We start from the raw sequence: 23,037 nt of genomic DNA, 5'->3' as shown, positions 1-23,037 counted from the left end.
CTTTTGACTTAAAATCGCTCACCTTTTTACCGGATTCGCCATGACCCAACTCACCAACTTGAACTTGGCCGTACCCTCTGACGACCTGACTGCGGTATCGCCCGCAATCAAGGCACAGATCCTGGCCGAGGCGCTGCCCTACATCCGCAATTTCCATGGCAAGACCATCGTCATCAAATACGGCGGCAACGCGATGACCGACGAACGCCTGAAACACGGCTTCGCGCGCGATGTGATCCTGTTGAAGCTGGTGGGCATGAATCCGGTGGTGGTGCACGGCGGCGGTCCGCAGATCGACAACGCGCTGAAGAAAATCGGCAAGCAGGGCACGTTCGTGCAGGGCATGCGCATCACCGACGAAGAAACCATGGAAGTGGTGGAGTGGGTGCTGGGCGGCGAAGTGCAGCAGGACATCGTGATGCTGATTAACCACTACGGCGGCCAGGCAGTGGGCCTGACGGGCAAGGACGGTGGCTTGATCCGCGCGCGCAAGATGGCCATGCCGGACCGCGAGAATCCGGGCCAGTTCCTGGACATCGGCTTCGTCGGCGAGATCGACGCGATCAACCCGGCGGTGGTGAAAGCGCTGCAGGACGACGCCTTCATTCCGATTATTTCGCCGATCGGCTTCGGCCAGGATGGCCAGGCTTACAACATCAACGCCGACGTGGTGGCGGGCAAGATCGCGGAAATCCTGAAAGCCGAGAAGCTGATCATGATGACCAATATCGCCGGCGTGCAGGACAAGAACGGCAACCTCGTGACCGACCTGTCGGCGCGCGAAATCGACGAGATGTTCGCCGACGGCACCATCTCCGGCGGCATGCTGCCAAAAATTTCGTCAGCGCTGGACGCCGCCAAATCGGGCGTCAACACGGTGCACATTATCGACGGCCGCATCGAGCATTCTTTGTTGCTCGAAGTCTTGACGGAACAGGCTTTTGGCACTATGATCCGGTCTCACTAAAGTTTTGGCGGTGCTGAAAGCCACTTGCACCGCCGATGTGTATGCCCTTGTAGCTCAGTGGTAGAGCACTCCCTTGGTAAGGGAGAGGCCACGTGTTCAATCCACGTCAAGGGCACCATTCTTTCCGCAGCACCTCCGCAGTAAATCCTCCCTTGTAAATCCCCCTTAGTAAATCCGCTCCACCGCCACGCCGCGCCGCTTCAGCAATTCCGGTACGCTGTTCGTTCCCACCAGGTGCAGGATGCCGATCGCCACCAGGCTGTTTTTTTCGCGCGCCAGCAGTTTCACCACATTGTCCGCCAGCGCGGGATTGCGCCCGTCCAGCAGCACCTTCTGCACGAAGCGGCCGGAAAAGCTGTCGTCGGCGGCCGCCTTGCGCGCCAGGGCGTCCAGCGCGGCCGCGTCCGCGTTGCGCCAGGCGTTGGCGATCTCGCGCGCCTGCGCGGCCTGCTCCTGGTCTTCGATAGCCGTAATGCCCTCTTGCAGGAACAGCCCCTGCTCGGCCATGGTCATGCTGTTGAACAGCGCCATCTGGCCCGCCACCGATTCCAGCTCCACCACGCGCAGCTTGCGCGCGCGGGCCTGTTGCGACAGCCATGCGTCCACCGCCAAACCGGCTTGGTAGCCCTGCGCCGCGAATTCGCTCACGGTGAGCAGGCTGGCCAGCATCCACGGCTTCATGGCGGCCACCGATTCGTCGGCAATGGAAAAGCGGCGCAGCAGGCGCTCCAGGCGCGGCCGGTACTGCGCCGGCAGCTCGGCGGAGGCCGGGCCGCGGCCGCGCTGGTACAGGCCGTGCTCGCGCACCGCGTTGCCGATCTTGACCGGGTCGCCCAGCGGATCGACTTCCAGCGCCAGCACGGTGGCGCGCTGCAAGGCCTGCATCACGCGCGGTTCCAGCGGATAGAAATCGGCCGCGCCGACATGGATGGTGCCAAACAGATAAGCTGTATGCCCGCCCTGCTCCAGCTTGAACAGCGCGCCCCGGTTGGGCACAACGCCTGGCGACGCCGGCGCCTCCGCCTGGGCCCATCCGGACGCCAGCAGGAAGAGACTGCAAAACATCACTATAATCTGGCGTCGCATGTTTACCTTTTGTACTGAATTTAGCTGTGAATAATAAACCTTCCACCAGGGCACCTGTGTGGCTGTTTGATCTGGACAATACGCTGCACAACGCGTCGCATGCCATTTTTCCGGCCATTACCGCCAACATGAACGCCTACATTGCGCGCGTGCTGGGCAAGGAAGGCGCGCCGGCCGGCGCGGACGAGGTGAACGCGGCGCGCAAGCTGTACTGGCAGCGCTACGGCGCCACCTTGCTGGGCCTGGTGAAGCACCACGGCGTGCGCTCCGAGCACTTCCTGCACGAGACGCACAACATGCCCGACCTGGCGCGCATGATACGCGCCGAAAAAGGCCTGGGCCGCTTGCTGCGCGCCCTGCCCGGCCGCAAAATCCTGCTGACCAACGCGCCGCACCGCTATTCGGCCATGGTGCTGCGGCACATGGGCTTGCAGCGCCACTTCTCGCACCACATCGCCATCGAATCGATGCGCATCCACCGCCAGCTGCGGCCCAAGCCTTCGCGCCTGATGCTGCGCAACCTGATGCGCAAGCAGGGCGTGGCGCCGGGCCGCTGCATCCTGGTGGAGGACACGCTGGCCAACTTGCGCACCGCGCACGGCCTGGGCATGCGCACGGCCTGGGTGACGCAGTACCTGAAAATGGCCGACCCGATCGGTGCGGCCCATGTGCCGAAAAGACTAATTCGCCCCGCTTGGGTCGATGTCAAAGTAAAATCCGTACTGCATCTGCCTGCGCGCCTGTCCCGGCTGCGCTGACTTTTTTTCATCCCGCTTTTTCACCAACCGTCGAGATCCCATGGCAAGCACACAGCCAGGCCAACGCAGGCAACAAATTCTGGAAGCTCTGGCCGAGATGCTGGAGCAGCCCAAAGGCGACAAGATCACCACCGCCGCGCTGGCCCGCAAACTGGAATTTTCCGAAGCGGCCCTGTACCGCCATTTCGCCAGCAAGGCGCAAATGTTCGAGGGGCTGATCGAGTTCATCGAGGCCACCGTGTTCGGCCTGATCAACCAGATCGCGGAACGCGAGGAAGACGGCATGGCGCAGGCGCGCGGCATCGTCGGCATGCTGCTGCAGTTCGCCAGCAGCAACCCGGGCATGACGCGGGTGCTGATCGGCGACGCGCTGGTGAACGAGGACGAGCGCCTGCAGCAGCGCATGAACCAGTTCTATGACCGCGTGGAGCTGGCGCTGAAGCAGGCCTTGCGCCTGGCCGCCAGCACCGGCCATGGCCACGAGGCCGACGTGGCCGCGCGCGCCGCCATGCTGGTAAGCTATGTGGCGGGCCGCTGGCACCGCTACGCCAAGAGCGGCTTCAAGCTGAACCCCGCGCAGGACGCGGCGGTGCAGATCTCCCTGCTGCTGAACTGAGTAAGGGAACGGGCAAGAACATGAGCGTTGAACCGAGTGTGCAGTGCTTCGCATTGCTGGACGATGCCAGCCCGGACGGCATGGCGACGGCGCGCTCGCGCCTGTACACCAGCCACGCGGTCACGTTGCGCTGCCACGATCTGGCCGGCTGGCACCGCATACTCGAACAGATGGAGACCGCGCTGGGCAACGGCCAGCACGCGGTGACCTTGTGCGCCTACGAACTGGGCGCGCATATCGCGGGCATGCCGGCCGTGGCGCAGCACCAGCAGCACCAGGCCACCGGCGCGCCGCTGGCGCAGATCCTGATCTTCAACCGCTGCGACCTGCTATCGCAAGCAGAAGTGGCGGCCTGGCTGGCGGCGTGCTCGGAAGCCGACGCCACGCCGGCCGGCATCGCCAACGTGCACGCCAATGTCGGCAAGGAGCAATTCACCGGCGCGATCAACCGCATCCGCGACTACATCGCGGCGGGCGACACCTACCAGGTGAACTACACCTACCGCCTGCGCTTCGACGCCTTCGGTTCCATCTTCGGCCTGTACGAGCGCCTGCGCGCGCGCCAGCCGGTGCCGTACGGCGCGCTGGTGGCCCTGGACGACGGCACGGCGGTGCTGTCGCTGTCGCCGGAACTGTTCGTGCGCCACGCGGACGGCGAGCTGACAGCGCGGCCGATGAAGGGCACCGCGCCCGCAGCGGCGGGCGGCGACGAGGCGGAGAACGCGAAACGCGCGGCGGCGCTGGCGGCGGACGCCAAGAACCGCGCCGAGAACCTGATGATCGTGGACCTGCTGCGCAACGACATCGGCCGCATCGCGCAGACCGGCACGGTGGAAGTGCCGGCGCTGTTCGAGGTGCGGCGCTACAGCAGCGTGCTGCAGATGACCTCCACCGTGCGCGCCCGGTTGCGCGACGGCGTCGACATGGCAGGCATCTTCCACGCGCTCTATCCCTGCGGCTCCATCACCGGCGCGCCCAAGCGGCGCACCATGGAGATCATCGCCGAACTGGAGCCGTCGCCGCGCGGCCTGTACACCGGCGCCATCGGCTGGTTCCAGCCGTCCGACCACGGCGTGGGCGACTTCTGCATGTCGGTGCCGATCCGCACGCTGGCGCTGCAAGCGCCTCAGCATGGCGTCCGGGCCGGCGAAATGGGCGTGGGCGCAGGCATCGTCTACGACAGCGAAGCGAACGACGAGTTTGCGGAATGCCAGCTGAAGGCGCGCTTCCTGACCGGGCTGTCCAACGACTTCGAACTGTTCGAAACCATGTACGCCACGCGCGAGCAGGGCGCGCGCAACCTGGAGCGGCACTTGCAGCGCCTGTCCGCGTCGGCGCGCTACTTCGGTTTCGCCTACAACGGCGACGCTGCGCGCGCCTACGTCGCCATGGCCTGCAACATGATGCAGCCCGCCACGCCGATGCGCCTGCGCCTGGCGCTGAACCAGGCCGGCGCCTTCGCCGTGCAGCAAGGCGAGCTGGCGCCGCTGGCCGAGCCGGTGCGCGTGCTGCTGTCCGACGACACCACCGACAGCGGCGACCTGTTCCTGCGCCACAAGACCAACCTGCGCGCCCGCTACGACGCCGCCTGGCGCGCGGCCGAAGCGCAAGGCGCGTTCGACATGCTGTTCTTCAATGAGCGCGGCGAGCTGGCCGAAGGTGGCCGCAGCAGCGTGTTCGTGAAGCTGGATGGCCGCTGGTACACGCCGCCGCTGGCAAGCGGCCTGCTGCCCGGCGTGATGCGCGCCGCCATGCTGGACGATCCGGCCTGGAACGCCAGCGAACGCGTGATCACGCGCACCATGCTGGAACAGGCCGAGGAAATCGTGGTCTGCAACGCGCTGCGCGGCGCCGTGCGCGCGGTCCTGTAAGCATTCCACGCTTCGCCGCAGCCCGAAGCAAGGCTGCGGCCGCCGCCGTACAGTGCCTTCATCGACGACAACGGGCGGCACGCATGGAACTGATACGCTACCTGGAACACACTTATCTTGACGAAGAGCAGTTGCTCGCCGCGAGCGGCCTGGCCGCCGGCGAACTGGCCGGCCTGCAGGAGCGCAGGCTGATGCCGCAGCCGTCCTACACGCTGCGCCTGGACATCGCTTGCGATTCGTATTTCGGCGCCCATGCGGAACAGGCCGGCGCGCGCTACTACGCGCGGGGCTATGTCATGTGGGCAGGCACGGTGCGCGCACTGGCGCATGAGGAGGACGGCTTCCGCATCTTCGCCGAACGCTATCTGGCGCGGCTGGCGGCGTTGGACGCGCAAGGCAGCGAGCCGTACCGGCCGGACCTGCGCGCTGAGTGGCAGCACTTCCTGAGCGGCACCTACGGCCTGTGCACGCGCTCGGGACTGCCGGAAGACATTGCGGCCAAGGAGCTGGCCAGCGCCGCGATCCGCAGCCTGGCGGCGCACGGCGTGGCGGAACTGGACGGCGCGCAGCGCGAGCGGCTGATGGCGGCCATCGACCTGCTGGACCTGGCCAGCTCGCCATTCGCGCCGCATGAACGCGCGCGCAGTTCGCGCCACAGCCTGATCGACACGCTGCGCGCGCAGATGGCAGCTACAAATCGATGATCATCTCGAAGCCGCCCCAGAACATGCGCTTGCCGTCGAACGGCATGCTCTCCGGCTTCATCCAGTCGGCCAGGCGCGGGTCCTTCATCACCTTCTCGTTGACCTCGTCGCGCTTGGCGCGCGACTCGTAAATAATCCACGAGAACACCACCGTCTCGCCCTCCTCCAGCTTCACGGCTTGCGGAAACGAAGTGTGCTCGCCCGGCTTCACATCGTCGCCCACGCACTCGCGGTACTCCAGCGCACCGTACTCGCGCCAGATGGCGCCGCAGGCGGTGGACATTTTCTTGTACGCATCCAGATTCTTCGTGGGAACCGGCAATACAAATCCATCGACATAAGGCATGGCTGTCTCCTTAGCGTCTGTAACGCTTGTTGGTGAGCTTTCCAGATTAGGCCAAGGCCGCGTGCAACACAAGGTGCGCACGATAGATGCGGCGCAGGTCCAGGCAACGGTCAAGCCGGTGGCTAAACAGTGGCGGCGAAGCGGCGGCGGTAGGCGCCCGGGCTGGTGGCGGCGAGGCGGCGGAAGTGGTGGCGCAGCGATTCTTCGGAACCGAAGCCGGCCCGCTCGGCCACTTGCGCCAGCGGCACGTCGGCCGCTTCCAGCAAGTCCTTGGCGATGGCGATGCGCTCGCGCGTGAGCCACTCCACCGGTCCCATGCCGGTGGCATCCTGGAACTGGCGCTGCAAGGTGCGCGCGCTCATGGCGGCGTGTTCGGCCATCGATTTGACGCTGTGCTGCTCCGCAGGATTGGCGCGCAGCCAGTCCATCAATCGCGACAGGCGGCCTTGCTCGTCGTGCGCCATGGGGCGCGGCAGAAACTGGGCCTGGCCGCCCTCGCGGTGCGGCGCCACCACCAGCCGCTGCGCCACCAGGTTGCCGACGCGCGCGCCGTAGTCGCGCCGCACCAGGTGCAGCAGCATGTCGATGCCGGCGGCGGAGCCGGCCGAGGTGATGATGCGGCCCTGGTCGACGTACAGGTCGTCCGGCTGCACCATCACGCGCGGATGGCGGCGCGCCAGGCGTTCCGTGTAGCGCCAGTGGGTGGTGGCGCGCAGGCCGTCCAGCACCCCGGCGGCGGCCAGCACGAACACGCCGGAGCAGATCGAGCACAGGCGCGCGCCGCGCGCGTGGGCGGCGCGGATGGCGTCCAGCAGCGCCGGCGGCGGCGCTTCGTCGGCGTCGCGCCAGCCGGGGATGACGATGGTGTCGGCCAGCGCCAGCAATTCCGGCTGGTAAGGCGCCTGCACGGTAATGCCGCCCGCCGCGCGGATCGGGCCTGGCTCGACTGCGCACACCTGGAAGTCGTACCAGTCCACGCCCAGCTCGGGGCGTTCCAGCGCGAACAGTTCGACCACGCAGCCGAACTCGAAGGTGCACAGCCGGTCATAGGCCAGCGCGACGACGAGGTGTTTTTTCATGGCGCAATCTTACCGCATATTAGCATGCGCGCCACTGCCGGACGCGGCGGGCAGCTTCGATAATGGCCTTATTGCAACCAACAAGGAGTCCGCCATGTCGTTCGTCACCGAAACCGCCGCCGCCCCCAGCCAGCTCGCCCTGGCGCATTTTGAAGCGCAGTTCACCTTCGAAACCGACTGCTGGGACGTGCACGACGCGCTCAGTACCGGGAAGCAGGATTTCGTGCTGCTGGACGTGCGCGGCAGCGAAAAATACGCGGCCGGCCACGTGCCGGGCGCAGTGGACCTGGCGCACCGCAAGATCATCGGCTCGAAAATGGCGGCCTACCCGGACGGCACCTTGTTCGTGGTCTATTGCGCCGGGCCGCACTGCAACGGCGCCGCCCGCGCCGCCATCCGCCTTGCCAGGCTGGGCCTGCCCGTCAAGCTGATGACCGGGGGCATCACCGGCTGGCTGGACGAAGGCTTTGTGTTGCAAACGTCCACAGCCAAATCGTTATAGCCATGCCAGCAGGTGCTGGCGGACTTGCGGGCAGTCCAGCAGTTCCAAGTGGTTAACGCCGTACACGGTCGCCAGCCGTTCGGCGGGGATGGCGAGGCTGCGCTGCGGGTCGGGATGCTGGCCGAGGGCGCTGGCCAGGGGGACCAGGCCGTCGCCCGCCAGCCGGCCGCTGAGCCGGTCCGCGTCCTTGCCGATGGTGCCGGCCACGGCGTAGCAGGCCACGCCGGATGGCAGCGGCACCGATGCCGGCGGCGCGCTGCCGTGGGCAAAACGGTCGCGGCCCGCCCAGTCATCGTCCAGCAGGCTGCCGTGCCGCAGATCCGTGATGCCGGCGCTGCGCAGCTTGGCCAGCCGGGTGAAGGGTGCGGTGTAGGGCGTGAGTTCGGTCAGCAGGTGCACCCAGTTGCCGCCGCGCTCCAGCGGCGCGCCGTGGTGCGGCGATCCAAGGAAGACCAGCTTGCTCAGCAGCCCCGGCCAGCGGTGGCCGGCTTGCGCGCCGTAATGGCAGGCGCTGCGGGCCACCAGGCCGCCCATGCTGTGGCCGATAATCACCAGCTCTTCCACCGGTACCGGCCAGGCGGCCAGCAGCGCTTCCAGCTTGTGGGCGAAATCGTCGCCGTTTTCGGAGATGTGGCGGCCGGTGTTGTAGTGCAAATAAACCGGCGTGTAGCCGCGTTCGCGCTCCAGCAGCGCGCCGTGGTCGTGGCCGTTGCGCTGCCACTGCAGATCGTTCATGCAGAGGCCGTGCGCCAGCACCAGGACGCGGCCGCTCAACGCGCTGGCGGGCGCGCCTTGACGGTCCGGCAAGGCCAGAGGCATGCCGGCGCGCCGGAATTGCATGGGGATGGCAAGCGGGTTGTTGTCGCGCGCGAGCTGGTCGCCCAGCACGCCGTTCAGCGCCGCCAGGACGGCTTCCCGCCCGGACCAGCCGCTGCGCTCGCCCAGCAGGGGCTGCAGGCGCGCCAGGGCGTGCTCCAGGCCGCCGCCGGCCAGTCCCGCCACGCCGCGCACGCTGCGGTAGACCAGCGAGGTGGCCAGCGCCAGCGGCCGGCCAACTGGCGCGGGGATATTGCCCAGGACGGCCATGTGCAGCGCCTCCGCCAGCTCCGCCACGCCGCCCACCGCGCCCGTCGCCAGGCGCGCTGCGCCGATCAGGTCGGCAACGCGGGAGGGCTTGGCGGCCACGGCGCGGGCCGCTTAGCCGCCCAGCGCTTTTTCCACCGCGCCGACCAGCTGCTTGTCTTCCGGCGTCACCTTGCTCGGGAAGCTTTCCACCACTTTGCCATTGCGGTCGATCAGGTATTTATGGAAATTCCATGCCGGGGTCTTGCCGGTGGCCTTGATCAGGCTGGCGTAGAAGGGATTGGCGGCCGTGCCGGACACCACCGTCTTGGCGAACATCGGGAACTTCACGCCGTAAGTGTTGTAGCACAGGTCGGCGATTTCCTTGGCCGAGCCCGGCTCCTGCTTGCCGAAGTCGTTCGAAGGAAAGCCCAGCACCACCAGGCCCTTGCTGCCATACTTGCCGTACAGCGCTTCCAGCCCTTCGTACTGCTTGGTGTAGCCGCAATAGCTGGCGGTATTCACCACCAGGATCACCTTGCCCGCGTACTGGCACAGGTCCTGCGGCGCCTCGTCCTGCAGGCGGTTGAACGACTGTTTCAGGATGGCCGGGCAGCCGGCGGCCGGCGCTGCAGCGGCGGCTGGGGCAGCCGATTGCGCGCGGGCGGACGGCACGGCGAAGGAGGCCAGCAATCCGAGGGTGGAGACGAAGGCAAGGGCGGCAGTTTTCTTGGACATGGCGGGTGCGCAATCTGATAAAAAAATCCATTCTATGCCAAAGCCATAAGTGCCGCACAATTGATGCAGATTAAACCCCGCCCACCGCCGCGCCAGCAAAATGGCCTCTTACCCCTGCCAACGAAGAGCATTCCCATGCATCACCTTCCTCCCTCCCGCCGCCTGCTGCATGTGCTGGTGCTGCTGGCGCTGATCGGCGCCGCGCTGCTGCTGTTGCCGCTGCGCGCCCAGCTGCCCGGCCTGCCGGCCATGCAGGCGGCCGACGTGTCCGTATCCGGCCTGTCCTCCGGCGGCTACATGGCGGTGCAGTACGGCGTGGCCTATTCCGCCAGCGTGAAAGGCGCCGGCGTGGTGGCGGGCGGCCCCTACAGCTGCGCGCGCGGCAGCGTGGACACCGCCACCACGGTCTGCAGCTGCACCGGCTTCGGCATGTGCCAGGTGCGCGCGGGCGGCACCAACGTGGCCGCGCTGGCCGCACTGACCGAACAGTACGCCGCCGCCCGCAGCATCGACCCGGTAGCCAATATGGCCAGCCAGCGCATCTGGATGTTTTCCGGCACCGCCGACACCGTGGTGCCGCAAGCCGTGATGAACGACCTGCACAGCTACTACCGGCGCTACATGGATAGCGGCAACATCAGCTACCGCAAGGACGTTGCAGCCCAGCACGCCATGCCGACCGACAGCGCCGGCAACGCCTGCTCCAGCCTGGGCTCGCCCTACATCAACAACTGCGGCATCGATGCCGCCGGCCAGCTGCTGCAATGGATTTATCCGGGCCTGGCGCCGCGCAGCGCCAGCGCCCCGGCCGGCCGCCTGCTGGAGTTCGACCAGGGCCAGTACCTGGCCGACCCCACCGCGCACGGCATGGCCGCCAGCGGCTTCCTGTACATGCCGCCCGCCTGCGACGCCGGCGGCGGCCAGGGCTGCAAGCTGCACGTGGCCTTCCACGGCTGCAAGCAGGATGCGCGCAGCATCGGCGACAAATTCATCCGCGACACCGGCTATTTGCGCTGGGCCGACAGCAACCGCATCCTGGTGCTGTTCCCGCAAGCGGCGCCGGTATTCCCCATCGCCAACCCGAACGCCTGCTGGGACTGGTTCAACTACGACGACGCCAATTACGCCCGCCAGGCCGGCCGCCAGATGGCGGCCGTGAAAGCCATGGCGGACCGGCTGACCGGGGGCGGAACCGCGCCGCCGCCGCCCGGCGGCACGGCCTGCTTCACCGCCAGCAATCCCGACCATGTGCTCGCCGGCCGCGCCTACGAGCGTTTCTTTTTCGCGTATGCGCAGGGTTCCGGCCAGAGCATGGGCCTGAACAGCCTGTTCATCCGCACCACGCTGCGGCGCACCGCGCCCAGCCATTTCGTCGTCGGCAGTTGCCCATAGGAGATCGCCATGTTTCCCCTGTTCTGGAATCTATCGCCGCAGTTTTTCCTGCCGTGGAGCGGCAGCGTAAGGCAGGACATTGAACTGGACCGCTTTTTCAATGCGATCCCGCGCTCGGCGGGCGACGGCGAGGTCGAGGAAGCGGCCTTCAAGCGCGCCTCCTACGGCAGCCAGCTGGGCTGGATCACGGAAGTGCTGCTGCAGACGATGAAGGACGTGCCGGCGGACGAGAAAAGTCCGCTCGGCAAGCTGCGCCTGGCCAACGCCGACATCCAGCGCATCAAGCTGCAGCGGCGCGCCCTGGCGCCGGGGGAATTGAACGGCGAACTGATCGCCGATTACCTGCGCACGCTGCGCGTGCAGGACAGCGCGCGTTATGAAGCGCTGAGCCGGCAGCTGCTGCATGTGCTGCAGCCGCCGGCCTCGGCCACACCGGCCACCGTGGCGCCGGACGCTTAAATGCCGCCCAGGCAGATGTACTTGATGACCAGGTAGTCTTCCATGCCGTACACCGACCCTTCGCGGCCCAGGCCCGATTGCTTGACGCCGCCGAAGGGGGCGATTTCGTTGGAAATCAAGCCGGTGTTTACCCCCACCATGCCGGATTCCAGCCCTTCGGCCACGCGCCAGATGCGGCCGATGTCGCGCGAATAGAAGTAGCTGGCCAGGCCGAACTCGGTGCTGTTGGCCAGCGCCACGGCTTCGTCGTCGGTGTGGAAGCGGAACAGCGGCGCCAGCGGGCCGAAGGTTTCCTCGCCGGACACGCGCATGGCCGGCGTCACGTCGGCGATCACGGTCGGCTCGAAGAAGCTGTGGCCCAGCGCATGGCGCTTGCCGCCCAGCAGCAGCCGGCCGCCCTTGGCCAGCGCGTCGGCCACGTGCTCTTCCACCTTCTGCACCGCCTTGCCGTCGATCAGCGGGCCTTGCGTCACGCCCGGCTCGGTGCCATCGCCCACCTTCAGCTTGGACACGGCCGCCACGAACTTCTCGGCGAAGGCTTCGTACACGCCGTCCTGCACGTAGATGCGGTTGGCGCACACGCAAGTCTGGCCCGCGTTGCGGTACTTGGAGGCGATGGCGCCCTCCACCGCCGCGTCCAGGTCGGCGTCGTCGAACACGATGAAGGGCGCGTTGCCGCCCAGCTCCAGCGACAGCTTCTTGATGGTGGGCGCGCACTGCTCCATCAGCAAGCGGCCCACGCCGGTCGAGCCGGTGAAAGTCAGCTTGCGCACGATGGGGTTGCTGGTCATTTCGCCGCCGATTTCGCGCGGCGAACCGGTCACCACGCTGAACACCCCCGGCGGCACGCCCGCGCGCTCGGCCAGCACGGCCAGCGCCAGCGCCGAGAACGGCGTCGCTTCGGCCGGCTTCAGCACCATCGGGCAGCCGGCCGCCAGCGCAGGGCCGGCCTTGCGGGTGATCATGGCGGCAGGGAAATTCCACGGCGTGATGGCGGCGCACACGCCGATCGGCTCCTTGGTCACGATCAGGCGGCGGTCCGGCCATGGCGAGGCCAGGGTGTCGCCGGCGACGCGCTTGCCCTCTTCCGCGAACCATTCGATGAAGGAGGCGCCGAAGATCACCTCGCCCTTGGACTCGGCCAGCGGCTTGCCCTGCTCGGTGGTCATCAGCAGCGCCAGGTCGTCCACGTTTTCCACGATCAGGTCGGCCCATTTGCGCAGCACGGCGGCGCGCTCCTTGGCGGTCTTCTTGCGCCAGGCCGGCCAGGCGGCGTTGGCGGCCTCGATGGCGCGCCGCGTTTCGGCGGCGCCGCAGTCCGGCATGGTTCCGATCTGCTCGCCCGTGGCGGGGTTGTACACGGCGTGGGTCTTGCCGCTGTCGGCATCGGTCCACTCGCCGTTGATGTAGGCTTGCTGACGCAGCAGGGTAGGATCTTTCAATTGCATAGCGGCTCTCCGTGCATAGTGAATATCATTGCCTACTATGCCACAGAGGCCGCGCCCTTGCAGGGCGCGGCCGATTATTTTATTTTTATCGACAGCAGGGCCGGATCGGGCTTGGGCCAGCTTAATTTCAAGCGCTCCAGCGTCTCCAGCAGCAGCGAGGCGATGGCCAGGTTGCGGTGCGGCTTGGAGTCGGCCGGCACCACGTACCAGGGCGCGTGATCGGCGTCGGTGGCCTGCATGGCGTCCTCGTAGGCGCGCTGAAAAGCCTGCCATTTCTTGCGCTTCTCGAAGTCGGCCGGGTCCAGCTTCCACTGCTTGGCCGGGTCGTCCAGGCGCGCCTGCAGCCGCTCGCGCTGCTCGTCCCTGGAGATGTGCAGGAAGACCTTGACGATGGTGGTGCCGGTTTCAGCCAGCATGCGCTCGAAGTCGAGGATATGGGCGTAGCGGCGCTTGCACTCCTTGGCGTCTATCATGCCCTGCACGCGGGTGATCAGCACGTCCTCGTAGTGGCTGCGGTTGAACACCACCATCTCCCCTTTGGCGGGCGTCTGCCGGTGCACACGCCACAGGAAGTCGTGGCTGGCCTCGATCTCGGTCGGCGCCTTGAACGACACGGCGCGCAGGCCGACCGGGTTGATGGCGCTGAACAGGCTGCGGACAGCGCCGTCCTTGCCGGAGGTGTCCATGCCCTGCAGGACCAGCAGCACCTTGTGCTTGGCCTGCGCGTGCAGCATGGGCTGCAGTTCGGCGATGCGCTCCAGCAGGCGCTGGGTGGCTTCCTTGGTCTCCAGCTTGCCGGTATCCAAAGGCTGGCGGGCCGCGTCGCCATCACGCAGCTTCAGATCGGGAGCAAGACGAAAAAGTTCGCGGGCTTTCATGGCTGGGCCTCTTTATGCTGAAGCCGCCAGCCTAGCAGATCGGCGCTCAGGTCCGCGCCGGATAGCGCAGCGCAGCCACTTCGCGCACGGTGGCCAGCATGGCCTCGGCGCCCGGCGAGAGCTGGTGCTGGCGGCGCGTGACGATGCCGTACAAGTCCATGCGCAGGCCCAACTCATACGGCAGCACCACCAGCAGGCCGGCGTCCAGGTAAGGCCGCACCAGCTCCTCCGGCAGGGCCGCCACCATGCGGCTGCCGCTCAGCAGGTTGGTCACCACCGGCAGCGCCAGCGTTTCCACCGTTTCCGACGGCGGCTCCAAGCCCTGCGACAGGAACAGGGCGGTGAGGCGGTCGCGCAGGATGCTGCCGGCCGGCGGCAGCACCCAGCCTTCGCGCGACAAGTCGGCCAGCTGCAGGTCCTTGCGGCCGGCCAGCGGATGGCCGGCGCCGGCGATCACGCTGTGCGGTTCGTCCGTCAGCGGCTCGAAATTCAGTTCGGCGGTCAGCGCCGAATCCAGGATGCGGCCTATCACCAGGTCCAGTTCGCCGGCGCGCAGGCGCTCGGCCAGCACCTTGCTGGTGTCCACCGTGATGGCCACCTGCAGGCGCGCATTGCGGCTCTTGATCAATTTCACGGCGTCCGTCACCAGCCCAGCGGACGGCGTCAGCACGGTGCCCAGCGCCACCCGGCCGCTCAAGCCGGACAGCAGCTCCATCACCTCCTGGTGGGCCGCGTCCATCTCGGCCAGCGCCGCGCTGGCGCGCCGTATCATCACTTCGCCGTACCAGGTCGGCACCACGCCGCGCGGCAGGCGCTCGAACAGCTGCACGTTCAGGGCGTGTTCCAGCTCGCCCAGCAGCTTGGAAGCGGCGGGTTGCGTCAGGTTGGCGGCTTGTGCGGCGTGCAGGATGGAGCCATGCCGGCCCAGTTCTACCAGCAGAACCAGGTGGCGCGTCTTCAGGTGTGAACGGACAAATCGGTCGGAGCGTGGATCGGGCATGCAGGCCTATGGCGGCAAAAAGTCATCAGTCATGATAGATCTGCGACCTGCCACCGTCAATCAGGATGTCCGTAGCGTTGATAAAACGTGCTTCGTCGCTGGCCAGGAACAACGCGGTGTAAGCGACTTCGCGCGGTTCGCCGACACGCCGGCAAGGCAGCAGGGCCGCCTGCCTGGCACGTTCGGCCTGCGGATCGGGGCAGGAATCCAGCCAGGCCTCGACGTTTTCCGTCATGATCAGGCCAGGCGAAATCGAGTTCACGCGGATGCCGCGCGCGGCGTATTCAATGCCCAGCGAGCGGGTAAGGCCGATCAGCGCATGCTTGGCCACCGGGTAGGGGAAGGAGCCGGGGATGATCTTGTGGCCGTGCACCGAGGCGATGTTGACCACGCTGCCGGCGCCCTGGGCCAGCATATGCGGCAGCGCAGCACGGGTGACGTTCCAGGCGCCTTCCAGGTCCACCGCGAAGCAGCGCTGCCACTGGCCGCCGGTCATTTCCAGCGGGTCGGTGAACATATTCATGCCCGCGTTGTTGACGACAATGTCGATGCGGCCGAAGCGGGCCACGGCCTGCCCGGCCAGCGCCTGCATGGCGGCCTTGTCGGACACGTCGCCCTGCACGAACAGCGAACGCGCTGGGTCCAGCTGCGCGCGCATGGCCGCGGCGGCATCGTCGTCGCGGTGGCTGTTGAGCACCACGCAGGCGCCCTCCTGCGCGAACAGGCGCGCCACCGCCGCGCCGATGCCCAGCGTGGAGCCGGTGACGATGGCGACCTTGTCTGCGATTCTGCCTGCCATGGCGCGCCCTTAATCGCGGTGGCCGGCGGCGCCGCGCGTCTTGAGCTGGTCCAGCAGCACGGCGGCCAGCAGGATCAGGCCGCGCACCAGGTACTGGTAGAACGCGTCCACGTTCATCAGGTTCATCACGTTTTCCACGGTGCCCATGATCAGCACGCCCACCAGCACGCCGATGATGCGCGCCTTGCCGCCTTGCAGGGACACGCCGCCCAGCACGCAGGCCGAGATCACGTCCAGCTCGAAGCCCTGCGCCGCGTTCGGCTGGCCGCTGGTGATGCGCGAAGCCAGGATCAGGCCCGCCATCGCGGTGACCAGGCCTTGCAGCAGGAAGATCCAGACGCGCAGCTGCTCCACCTTCACGCCCGCCAGGCGGGCCGCCTCCGGGTTGCCGCCCACCGCCAGCGTGTTGCGGCCGAACACGGTGTGGTTCAGCAGCACGCCGAAGATCACGAAGCAGGCCGCCACCACCAGCACCGGCAGCGGCATGCCGAACACGCGCGCGTCGCCGAAGCTGATGAAGGTTTCGTCGGCGATGCCGACCGCCTGGCCCTGCGAGGCGATGAAGGCCAGGCCGCGCACCATCAGCATGGTGGCCAGCGTGGCGATCAGCGCGTTGATGCGCAGGTAGGCGATCAGCACGCCGTTGCCGGCGCCGATCAGGGCGCCCGCCAGCAGGCCGCCGCCGACCGCGATCACCACGCTGCCGGTGCGTTCCAGCAGCATGGCGCCCAGCACGCCGGAGAAAGCGATGGTGGAGCCGACCGACAGGTCGAAGTCGCGCGAGGCCAGGCACAGCATCATGGTGCAGGCCACCATGCCGATCTGCGCCACCGACAGCATCAGGCCGACCACGTTACCGGCCGAGAAGAAGTTTTCAACCGTCAGCGCCAGCACGGTGAACAGGGCGATGTACAGCAGCGGCATGCTGTAGTCGGCCAGCCAGGCGTGCTTGCGGTGGCTGGCGGCGGGTGCGGAGGCTGCCGGCGTGGAGGCTGCGCCTGCGGGCGCATCCGGCGCGGCGGATGGGGGGGAACTGAGGCTGTTCATTGCAAACTCCGGGAAGGGGTGTTGTCGGTTGTGGCATCCACTGCGTCCGGCAGCGCCAGGCGCAGCACGGCGGTTTCGCTGGCGTCCGCGCGGGACAGTTCGCCGCTGATGCGGCCCTCGCGCATGACCAGCACGCGGTCGGCCACGCCCAGCACTTCCGGCAGGTCGCTGGAGATGACGATGACGCAGCAGCCGCGCTCGGCCACTTCATGGATGATGCGGTAGATCTCGTTGCGCGCGCCGACGTCGATGCCGCGCGTGGGCTCGTCCAGGATCAGCACTTTCAGGTCCGGTTCGGCCAGCCAGCGCGCCAGGATCACCTTCTGCTGGTTGCCGCCCGAGAGCAGGCGGATTTCCTGGTCGCGGTGCGGCGTCTTGATGCGCAGGCGGCGGATGAAATCGTCCGCGCGCGCCGCTTCCTGCTTGTGGCGCAGGAACAGGCCGCCCAGCAGGTTGTTGCGGCGGCAGCTGATGTTGATGTTCTCGGCCACCGAAGCGCGCGCCAGGATGCCCTGCTCCTTGCGGTCCTCCGGGCACAGCACGATGCCGGCCGCGATGGCGGCCGATGGCCCGCTGGCGGAAACGGCTTTCCCGTCCAGCAGCACCTGGCCGGCGCTGCGGCGGTCGGCACCGTACAGGAGGCGCATCAATTCGCTGCGGCCCGCGCCCACCAGGCCGAAGAAGCCCAGCACTTCGCCGCCGCGTACGCTGAAATCGGCCGGGCCGGCCAGCGCCGCGCCGTGCAGGCCGCGCACCGACAGGCGTTCGCCGTGCGCGGGGCGGGTGCGGTAGTCGTAGATGTCGTTCACCTGGCGCCCCACCATGTCGGCGATCAGGCGTTCGCGCGGCACCTCCGCCATCACCGGGTGGGTGACGATCTTGCGGCCGTCGCGGAAGATGGTGCAGGTGTCGCACAGCGCGTACAGCTCTTCCAGGCGGTGCGAAATGTAGATGATGGTGCGGCCGGCCTCGCGCAGTTCGCGCACCAGCCGGAACAGCACTTCGCTTTCGCGGTGCGACAGGCTGCTGGTCGGCTCGTCGAAGGCGATCACCTGGGCGTCCTGCATCAGCGCCTTGCAGATCTCCACCATCTGGCGCTGCGCGATGGACAGGTCGGCCAGGCGCGCGGCCGGGTCCAGATCCACGCCCAGCTCGGCCAAGCGGCTCGTCACCAGCCGCTGCGCGGCCTTGTGGTCCACCAGGCCGAAGCGCGTGGGCAGGCGGCCCAGCAGCACGTTCTCGGCCACCGTCAGCTCCGGCACGTACTGCAGCTCCTGGTGGATCACCGCCACGCCGGCGGCGATCGCGTCCGCCGCCGACGTGAAGTGGCGCTCCTTGCCGGCCACCAGCAGGCGGCCGCCGTCCGGCTTGTACTGGCCGCCGAGGATTTTCAGCAGCGTGGATTTGCCGGCGCCGTTCTCGCCCAGCAGGCCGTGCACCGTGCCGGCGTGGGCTTCGAAGCTCACGCCGTTCAGCGCCTTCACGCCGGGGAAGACTTTGCTGACGTCTTCAAATTGCAGGTAGGCCGACACTTCAGCCTCCGGCTTTCACCAGCTCGGCCTGATTCTTGCGCGTCATCAGCGTGCCCTTGGTCAGCGTCACGGCGGCCGGCGGCTGGTTGGCGGTGATCCACTGGTGCATCAGCAGCGACGTTTCGTAGCCATGGCGCTTGGGGCTGATCTGCACGGTGCCGTAGAAGCCGGTGGCGGCCGGCTTGGCGAACTCGTTCAGCGCGGTCTTGCTGCCGCCGATGCCGATGCCGATCATGGCGTCGGCGCGCAGGCCGCGTCCCTCGGCGGCGCGCACCGCGCCCAGCACCGCCTCGTCGTTCAGGCCGAAGGCCACCCAGCGCTTGAAGCGGGCCTGTTTGGTGAGCGCGATATTGGCGGCGTTGAAGGCGCTTTCGGTGTCGGTGCGGCTTTGCGGCGCATCGACGATGTTCGCCGCCGGGAAGCCGGCTTCCTTGAGCGCGTCCACCGCGCCCTGGGTGCGTTCCTTGGCGGTCGGCAGCTGGTCGTAGGCGATGCGCAGCGCGCCCACTTCCTCCGGCTTCCAGCCGCGCGCCTTCATTTCCTCGGCCAGGCCCTGGCCTACCTGGCGGCCGATCTCGTAGCCGGAAATGCCCATGTGCGGAATGCTGGCGATAGGCTTGCCGGCGCCGTCCACCAGGCGGTCGTCCACCGACATCACTTTCAGGTTCTGGCGCTTGGCCTGGCGCTCGACGGCCGCGCCCAGTTTCACGTCCGGCGCGCAGATGATGAAACCTTGCGCCTTCTGCGCGGCCAGGTTGTCGATCGCGGCCATCATTTTTTCGCCGTTGGGCACGCCGATCTTCACCAGCGTGAAGCCCTTTTCCTTGGCGGCCTGTTCGGCGAAACGCCATTCGTCCTGGAACCACGGTTCCTCGGCCTGCTTGACCAGGAAACCGATCTTGACCGGGTCGGCCGCCTGCACGGTGAGCGCCGGGAAGGCGGCGGCGGCCAGTGTGGCTGTCAGGGCTGCTGCGAGTAGTTTGATCTTCATGCGTGTCTCCAGTTGGTCCGGTTGGGTATGTTTTTGGTTATGTTTTTCTATCGTCAAACAAGGCATCGGGCAAACCACGCGCGCCCCCGCCGTCGATCACGTGCATGCCGCCGGTGGCGCCCACCAGCAGCTGGTTCTTTTCAGGGCCGCCGAAGGCGGGACGGATGGGGTGCGGTGAAGGTAATGATGTGCTACGCAGCGGGTTGCCGTCCGGCGCGTACTGCACCAGGCGGCCGGCGCTGCCGGGAGCGGCCGCCTGCGCGCTCCACACGCAGCCGGCGCTGTCGATGGCGGCGCCGCGCGGCTGGCTGTCGGTCAATTCCGCGAACAGGCGCACATTGGCCACGCGCGCGGCGCCGGCGTCATAGTCGCACTGCTGGATGCGGCGCGTGGCAGCGTCGCTGAAATACATGATGCGCCCGTCCGGGCTGAAGCAGATGCCGTGCGCGGCGGCCACCGTGGGCAGCGCCAGGCGCCGCAGGCCGTGCTGCGAGGAGTACTGGTAGAAACTGCCGATGGCGGTGCCGCCCGCCGTCCGGCCGGCGGCGGCGGTGCCGAACACGAAATTGCCGGCGCGGTCGGTGCTGCCGTCGCTGATGGCGGTACGCGGCTCGGCCGGGTCCACCGCCACGGCGGGCTGCGGCGGACGCCGTCCCAGTCCTTCCAGCGGCGGCGCGGCCAGGTCAGCAAAGCACAGCCATTTGGCCTGCGCCAGCAGCACCCGGCCGGAACGGCAGAAAGCAAAGGCGGTCACCGCATCCGGCAGCCGGCTGCGCAGCGGGGCGCGGGTCTTAGTTCCGGCGCCAGCGCCATCACCGGCGCCGGCGGCCGTCCACAAATACAGCGCGGCGCCGTCCGGGTCGGTCCACCACCAGCGGTCCGCGTGCCAGCGCAGGCCAGCCACGTGGGCGTCAGGCGCGATCGCCTTCGCCACGCCGGCGGCCAGGTCCTGGAGCGCGGCGCTGTCCATCAGCCGCGCCATGCGCGCACAAAGGCGCGGGCACGCTCGCCGACTTCCGCCGCGCCCAGGCCGGGCTGGTACAGCGCGCCGCCCAGGCCGAAGCCCGCCACGCCGGCAGCGCGGTACGGCGCCATGCCTTCCGGCGTGATGCCGCCAACCGGCAGCAGGCGCAGCATGGGCGGCAGCACGGCGCGCATGGCGCGCACCAGCGTGGGGGTGATCAGTTCGGCGGGGAACAGCTTGACCGCGTCCGCGCCCGCGTGCACGGCGGCGAATGCCTCGGTCGGGGTGGCGGCGCCGGGCACGCAAAACATGCCGGCCGCCTTGGCGGCGCGGATCACTTCCGTGTCCGCGTGCGGCATCACGATCAGCTGGCCGCCGGCCTTCTTCACCTCCTGCACCGCCTGCACGCTCAGCACCGTGCCGGCGCCCAGCAGCGCGTCCTGCGGCAGGCTGCGCGACAGCAGTTCGATGGATTCCAGCGGCTGCGGCGAATTGAGCGGCACTTCTATCATGCGGAAGCCCGCTTCATAGAGCACCGCGCCGACCTCTTCGGCCTCCTGCGGGCGCAGGCCGCGCAGGATGGCGACCAGGGGGAGCGCTTCGAAAGCGCTGTCAAATAAAGATGGGGGCAAAGATGGGGTCATGCTGCATTCTCCTTAAGCACCAAGCCGGCGGCTTGCGCCAGGCTGAGCAGGCCCGCAGGCGCGGTGTTGTCCAAAACCAGGGCTTGCACGCCGCTGTAGCGCTGAAGCGCCAGCTGGTAGCGCGCGCACAGCGCCGGGCTGCCGACCAGCGCCAGCGGGGCGTGGTCCAGTTTTGCGTCGGCGCGCCATTCGAGGCCGGCGCGCAGTTCGTGGCCGATCAGCAGGCCGGAAAGATAGTCGGCCAGCGCCGTGGCGGGCATGCGGCCGGTGACGCCCAGGCTGCGCGCGGAGAAGATCTGGTGGCTCATGCCGAGGTGGCCGGCGTCGCGCGCCATTTCCACGCCTTCGCAGTAGGCCGCTGCGTCGAAGCCGCTGCCGTCTTTCGCGTCCTGCATCAGCCGGCCCAGCACCGAATGCTGGCGCAGCACGGCGTACAGTTCGCCCGTCATGTGGGTGGCGAAGCGTTCCACGCGGCCGCCGCGCACCTGCGCCCATTTCGAATGGGTGCCGGGCAAGACGATGCAGGCCTGCTCGCGCAGTTCAGGGCGCAGCTGCAGCGCGCCGACGATTTGCGTTTCTTCGCCGCGCATCAGGTCAGGCGGCAGGCCGTTGCCGTCTTTCAGCAGGCCGGGAATGATCAGGCACGCGCCGTCCGGCGTGCGGCGCATGCCGGACGCCAGCGCCTGCGCGTCCGCCGGGCAAGTGGCGTAAGGCACGTCCACCCAGCCGTACTGGCTGCCGACCATGCCGCAGGCCAGCACCGGCAGCTCGGGACGGGCGCGCATCCAGTCGCCCGCCGCTTCGTCCAGCACCGCCGCGTAAGCCGCCGCCCCGGACAAGGTGGCCGCGCCCTGCGCCGTGGCGCGTTCCACCAGCGCCCGCCCGTCGGCGCCGACCAGGAAGGCGCGCAAACCGGTGCTGCCCCAGTCGATGCCGATCAGGCGCGCCGCCGCCAGCGCGGCGGCGGAGCCGGCGTCGGGCGTGGCCGCGCCTACCATTCCGCCACGCTCCCGTCGAAGTGGCGCCACAGCGGATTGGCCCAGTCGGGGGCGTTCTTGCTCGCTTCGATCACGCGCTGCTCGTCCACCTCAACGCCCAGGCCCGGCTTGGGCAGCGGCTTGATGTAACCTTTTTCGAGGTGGAAGTCCTCTTTGTTGAGCACGTAATCCAGTACCTCGCCGCCCTTGTTGTAGTGGATGCCCATGCTCTGCTCCTGCAGCACGGCGTTGTGCGACACGAAGTCCACCTGCAGGCAGGCCGCCAGCGCGACGGGGCCCAGCGGGCAGTGCGGCGCCAGCGCGATGTCGTAGGCCTCGGCCATGGCCGCGATCTTCACGCATTCGGTGATGCCGCCCGCGTGCGACAGGTCCGGCTGCACGATGGACAGGCCGCCGGCGTGGAACACGTTCTTGAATTCGAAGCGCGAGTACATGCGCTCGCCGGCCGCCAGCGGAATCGAGGTCGACTCGGCCAGGCGCGGATAGTACTCGGCCTGCTCGGCCAGCACCGGCTCTTCGACGAACAGCGGACGGTAAGGCTCCAGCGCGCGCAGCAGCACTTTGGCCATCGGCGCGGCCACGCGGCCGTGGAAGTCGATGCCGAACTCGATCTCGTTGCCGAAGGCGCTGCGGATCTCGGCGATGCGGCCCACCGCGGCATCAACGGCGGCGGCGCTGTCGATGATGCCGAATTCCTCGGTGCCATTCATCTTGAAAGTATCGAAGCCCGCCTTGCGCAGCGCGCGGATGCCTTCGATCACGTCGGACGGGCGGTCGCCGCCCACCCAGCTATAGGTCTTCATGCGGTCGCGCACCAGGCCGCCCAGCAGTTCGTACACCGGCACGCCCAGGGCCTTGCCCTTGATATCCCACAGCGCCTGGTCGATGCCGGCCATGGCGCTCATCAGGATGGCGCCGCCGCGGTAGAAGCCGCCGCGGTACATCACCTGCCACAGGTCGTTGATGCGGCGCGGATCCTGGCCGATCAGGTATTGCGCGTATTCCTGCACGGCCGTCTCGACGGTGCGGGCCTTGCCTTCGATGACGGGTTCGCCCCAGCCTACGATGCCCTCATCGGTCTCGATCTTGAGCAGCATCCAGCGCGGTGGAACACGGTAAGTAGTCAGCTTGGTAATTTTCATGGCGGTCAAAGGTG

General features: G+C 67.8%; 24 protein-coding genes and 1 tRNA gene. 9 read left to right on the top strand and 16 right to left on the bottom strand.

Going from position 1 to position 23,037, the window contains the following annotated elements:
- Window positions 1-40: 40 nt before the first annotated feature.
- Complete coding sequence (argB, locus tag AC56DV_RS14570; protein ID WP_496314995.1) at window positions 41-967, top strand: acetylglutamate kinase; 927 nt, start codon at window positions 41-43, stop codon at window positions 965-967.
- A 43-nt stretch (window positions 968-1,010) separates the two neighbouring features.
- Window positions 1,011-1,085: transfer RNA gene (locus AC56DV_RS14565), tRNA-Thr, on the top strand.
- A gap of 47 nt (window positions 1,086-1,132) precedes the next feature.
- Here the strand turns inward: AC56DV_RS14565 and AC56DV_RS14560 are convergent.
- Window positions 1,133-2,032 carry a TraB/GumN family protein gene (locus tag AC56DV_RS14560; protein ID WP_496314994.1) on the bottom strand — a complete coding sequence of 300 codons (900 nt, stop codon included), beginning with the start codon at window positions 2,030-2,032 and terminating at the stop codon, window positions 1,133-1,135.
- Between the two features lie 77 nt (window positions 2,033-2,109).
- Between AC56DV_RS14560 and AC56DV_RS14555 the strand changes: the two genes are divergently transcribed.
- From AC56DV_RS14555 to AC56DV_RS14540, 4 genes are all read left to right on the top strand, one after another.
- Window positions 2,110-2,811, top strand: coding sequence for an HAD-IA family hydrolase (locus AC56DV_RS14555; RefSeq protein WP_496314993.1), 702 nt, complete (start codon window positions 2,110-2,112; stop codon window positions 2,809-2,811).
- Between the two features lie 40 nt (window positions 2,812-2,851).
- Window positions 2,852-3,427, top strand: coding sequence for a nucleoid occlusion factor SlmA (gene slmA, locus AC56DV_RS14550; RefSeq protein ID WP_496314992.1), 576 nt, complete (start codon window positions 2,852-2,854; stop codon window positions 3,425-3,427).
- A gap of 20 nt (window positions 3,428-3,447) precedes the next feature.
- Complete coding sequence (pabB, locus tag AC56DV_RS14545) at window positions 3,448-5,298, top strand: aminodeoxychorismate synthase component I (protein WP_496314991.1); 1,851 nt, start codon at window positions 3,448-3,450, stop codon at window positions 5,296-5,298.
- Between the two features lie 83 nt (window positions 5,299-5,381).
- A complete protein-coding gene (locus AC56DV_RS14540) occupies window positions 5,382-6,002 on the top strand; it encodes a DUF6058 family natural product biosynthesis protein (RefSeq protein ID WP_496314990.1) in 621 nt (206 codons plus the stop codon).
- On the opposite strand, the gene AC56DV_RS14535 is transcribed toward AC56DV_RS14540, so the two are convergent.
- Both AC56DV_RS14535 and ftrA read right to left on the bottom strand, forming a co-directional pair.
- A complete protein-coding gene (locus tag AC56DV_RS14535) occupies window positions 5,989-6,348 on the bottom strand; it encodes a DUF1428 domain-containing protein (RefSeq protein ID WP_496314989.1) in 360 nt (119 codons plus the stop codon). The two genes, AC56DV_RS14540 and AC56DV_RS14535, sit on opposite strands and share 14 nt — an antisense overlap.
- Window positions 6,349-6,470: 122 nt before the next feature.
- Complete coding sequence (gene ftrA / locus AC56DV_RS14530; protein ID WP_496314988.1) at window positions 6,471-7,427, bottom strand: transcriptional regulator FtrA; 957 nt, start codon at window positions 7,425-7,427, stop codon at window positions 6,471-6,473.
- 94 nt (window positions 7,428-7,521) lie between these two features.
- Here ftrA and AC56DV_RS14525 point away from each other — a divergent pair, with 94 nt between their 5' ends.
- Window positions 7,522-7,929, top strand: a complete 408-nt coding sequence (locus AC56DV_RS14525; RefSeq protein WP_496314987.1) for a rhodanese-like domain-containing protein — start codon at window positions 7,522-7,524, stop codon at window positions 7,927-7,929.
- Here AC56DV_RS14525 and AC56DV_RS14520 read toward each other — a convergent pair.
- Window positions 7,924-9,114 (bottom strand): esterase/lipase family protein, encoded by a 1,191-nt coding sequence (locus tag AC56DV_RS14520; RefSeq protein WP_496314986.1) that lies wholly within the window; start codon window positions 9,112-9,114, stop codon window positions 7,924-7,926. The two genes, AC56DV_RS14525 and AC56DV_RS14520, sit on opposite strands and share 6 nt — an antisense overlap.
- 12 nt (window positions 9,115-9,126) lie before the next feature.
- The gene (locus AC56DV_RS14515) at window positions 9,127-9,729 is read right to left on the bottom strand and encodes a glutathione peroxidase (protein ID WP_496314985.1); all 603 of its coding nucleotides are present in this window, start codon (window positions 9,727-9,729) and stop codon (window positions 9,127-9,129) included.
- Between the two features lie 135 nt (window positions 9,730-9,864).
- Between AC56DV_RS14515 and AC56DV_RS14510 the strand changes: the two genes are divergently transcribed.
- Both AC56DV_RS14510 and AC56DV_RS14505 read left to right on the top strand, forming a co-directional pair.
- Complete coding sequence (locus tag AC56DV_RS14510; RefSeq protein WP_496314984.1) at window positions 9,865-11,121, top strand: extracellular catalytic domain type 2 short-chain-length polyhydroxyalkanoate depolymerase; 1,257 nt, start codon at window positions 9,865-9,867, stop codon at window positions 11,119-11,121.
- Window positions 11,122-11,130: 9 nt separating this feature from the next.
- The gene (locus AC56DV_RS14505; protein ID WP_496314983.1) at window positions 11,131-11,580 is read left to right on the top strand and encodes a hypothetical protein; all 450 of its coding nucleotides are present in this window, start codon (window positions 11,131-11,133) and stop codon (window positions 11,578-11,580) included.
- Here AC56DV_RS14505 and gabD read toward each other — a convergent pair.
- The 11 genes from gabD to dgoD form a co-directional block, all read right to left on the bottom strand.
- A complete protein-coding gene (gene gabD / locus AC56DV_RS14500; protein WP_496314982.1) occupies window positions 11,577-13,028 on the bottom strand; it encodes an NADP-dependent succinate-semialdehyde dehydrogenase in 1,452 nt (483 codons plus the stop codon). The genes AC56DV_RS14505 and gabD overlap by 4 nt on opposite strands.
- A gap of 74 nt (window positions 13,029-13,102) precedes the next feature.
- A complete protein-coding gene (locus tag AC56DV_RS14495) occupies window positions 13,103-13,906 on the bottom strand; it encodes a PPK2 family polyphosphate kinase (RefSeq protein ID WP_496314981.1) in 804 nt (267 codons plus the stop codon).
- Between the two features lie 46 nt (window positions 13,907-13,952).
- Window positions 13,953-14,906: a LysR substrate-binding domain-containing protein gene (locus tag AC56DV_RS14490; protein WP_496314980.1), complete on the bottom strand. Its 954-nt coding sequence runs from the start codon at window positions 14,904-14,906 to the stop codon at window positions 13,953-13,955.
- Between the two features lie 25 nt (window positions 14,907-14,931).
- On the bottom strand, window positions 14,932-15,705 hold the full coding sequence (locus AC56DV_RS14485) for an SDR family oxidoreductase (protein ID WP_496314979.1): 774 nt from the start codon (window positions 15,703-15,705) through the stop codon (window positions 14,932-14,934).
- Window positions 15,706-15,714: 9 nt separating this feature from the next.
- Window positions 15,715-16,752 carry an L-arabinose ABC transporter permease AraH gene (gene araH, locus AC56DV_RS14480; protein ID WP_496314978.1) on the bottom strand — a complete coding sequence of 346 codons (1,038 nt, stop codon included), beginning with the start codon at window positions 16,750-16,752 and terminating at the stop codon, window positions 15,715-15,717.
- Window positions 16,749-18,284, bottom strand: a complete 1,536-nt coding sequence (araG, locus tag AC56DV_RS14475) for an L-arabinose ABC transporter ATP-binding protein AraG (RefSeq protein WP_496314977.1) — start codon at window positions 18,282-18,284, stop codon at window positions 16,749-16,751. The genes araH and araG overlap by 4 nt, the downstream gene beginning before the upstream one ends.
- Window position 18,285: 1 nt before the next feature.
- Complete coding sequence (locus AC56DV_RS14470) at window positions 18,286-19,275, bottom strand: arabinose ABC transporter substrate-binding protein (RefSeq protein ID WP_496314976.1); 990 nt, start codon at window positions 19,273-19,275, stop codon at window positions 18,286-18,288.
- Window positions 19,276-19,312: 37 nt separating this feature from the next.
- Window positions 19,313-20,245, bottom strand: coding sequence for an SMP-30/gluconolactonase/LRE family protein (locus AC56DV_RS14465; RefSeq protein ID WP_496314975.1), 933 nt, complete (start codon window positions 20,243-20,245; stop codon window positions 19,313-19,315).
- Entirely contained in the window at window positions 20,245-20,883 is a 639-nt protein-coding gene (locus AC56DV_RS14460) for a 2-dehydro-3-deoxy-6-phosphogalactonate aldolase (protein WP_496314974.1), read from the bottom strand. The genes AC56DV_RS14465 and AC56DV_RS14460 overlap by 1 nt, the downstream gene beginning before the upstream one ends.
- Entirely contained in the window at window positions 20,880-21,881 is a 1,002-nt protein-coding gene (locus AC56DV_RS14455; protein ID WP_496314973.1) for a 2-dehydro-3-deoxygalactonokinase, read from the bottom strand. The genes AC56DV_RS14460 and AC56DV_RS14455 overlap by 4 nt, the downstream gene beginning before the upstream one ends.
- On the bottom strand, window positions 21,875-23,023 hold the full coding sequence (dgoD, locus tag AC56DV_RS14450; RefSeq protein WP_496314972.1) for a galactonate dehydratase: 1,149 nt from the start codon (window positions 23,021-23,023) through the stop codon (window positions 21,875-21,877). The genes AC56DV_RS14455 and dgoD overlap by 7 nt, the downstream gene beginning before the upstream one ends.
- Between the last annotated feature and the right edge of the window lie 14 nt (window positions 23,024-23,037).

This window comes from Massilia sp. BGA-UO-ETr-WB1 (assembly GCF_059567845.1).
The sequence above is the reverse complement of the archived record's forward strand: the minus strand, read 5'-3'. Positions and strand labels throughout refer to the sequence as shown.

Coding starts and splice junctions, on each gene's coding strand:
- argB (WP_496314995.1), top strand. CDS start 41: ATGACCCAACTCACCAACTTGAACTTGGCCGTACCCTCTGACGACCTG.
- AC56DV_RS14560 (WP_496314994.1), bottom strand. CDS start 2,032: ATGTTTTGCAGTCTCTTCCTGCTGGCGTCCGGATGGGCCCAGGCGGAG.
- slmA (WP_496314992.1), top strand. CDS start 2,852: ATGGCAAGCACACAGCCAGGCCAACGCAGGCAACAAATTCTGGAAGCT.
- pabB (WP_496314991.1), top strand. CDS start 3,448: ATGAGCGTTGAACCGAGTGTGCAGTGCTTCGCATTGCTGGACGATGCC.
- AC56DV_RS14540 (WP_496314990.1), top strand. CDS start 5,382: ATGGAACTGATACGCTACCTGGAACACACTTATCTTGACGAAGAGCAG.
- AC56DV_RS14535 (WP_496314989.1), bottom strand. CDS start 6,348: ATGCCTTATGTCGATGGATTTGTATTGCCGGTTCCCACGAAGAATCTG.
- ftrA (WP_496314988.1), bottom strand. CDS start 7,427: ATGAAAAAACACCTCGTCGTCGCGCTGGCCTATGACCGGCTGTGCACC.
- AC56DV_RS14525 (WP_496314987.1), top strand. CDS start 7,522: ATGTCGTTCGTCACCGAAACCGCCGCCGCCCCCAGCCAGCTCGCCCTG.
- AC56DV_RS14515 (WP_496314985.1), bottom strand. CDS start 9,729: ATGTCCAAGAAAACTGCCGCCCTTGCCTTCGTCTCCACCCTCGGATTG.
- AC56DV_RS14510 (WP_496314984.1), top strand. CDS start 9,865: ATGCATCACCTTCCTCCCTCCCGCCGCCTGCTGCATGTGCTGGTGCTG.
- AC56DV_RS14505 (WP_496314983.1), top strand. CDS start 11,131: ATGTTTCCCCTGTTCTGGAATCTATCGCCGCAGTTTTTCCTGCCGTGG.
- gabD (WP_496314982.1), bottom strand. CDS start 13,028: ATGCAATTGAAAGATCCTACCCTGCTGCGTCAGCAAGCCTACATCAAC.
- AC56DV_RS14495 (WP_496314981.1), bottom strand. CDS start 13,906: ATGAAAGCCCGCGAACTTTTTCGTCTTGCTCCCGATCTGAAGCTGCGT.
- AC56DV_RS14490 (WP_496314980.1), bottom strand. CDS start 14,906: ATGCCCGATCCACGCTCCGACCGATTTGTCCGTTCACACCTGAAGACG.
- AC56DV_RS14485 (WP_496314979.1), bottom strand. CDS start 15,705: ATGGCAGGCAGAATCGCAGACAAGGTCGCCATCGTCACCGGCTCCACG.
- araH (WP_496314978.1), bottom strand. CDS start 16,752: ATGAACAGCCTCAGTTCCCCCCCATCCGCCGCGCCGGATGCGCCCGCA.
- AC56DV_RS14470 (WP_496314976.1), bottom strand. CDS start 19,275: ATGAAGATCAAACTACTCGCAGCAGCCCTGACAGCCACACTGGCCGCC.
- AC56DV_RS14465 (WP_496314975.1), bottom strand. CDS start 20,245: ATGGACAGCGCCGCGCTCCAGGACCTGGCCGCCGGCGTGGCGAAGGCG.
- AC56DV_RS14460 (WP_496314974.1), bottom strand. CDS start 20,883: ATGACCCCATCTTTGCCCCCATCTTTATTTGACAGCGCTTTCGAAGCG.
- AC56DV_RS14455 (WP_496314973.1), bottom strand. CDS start 21,881: ATGGTAGGCGCGGCCACGCCCGACGCCGGCTCCGCCGCCGCGCTGGCG.
- dgoD (WP_496314972.1), bottom strand. CDS start 23,023: ATGAAAATTACCAAGCTGACTACTTACCGTGTTCCACCGCGCTGGATG.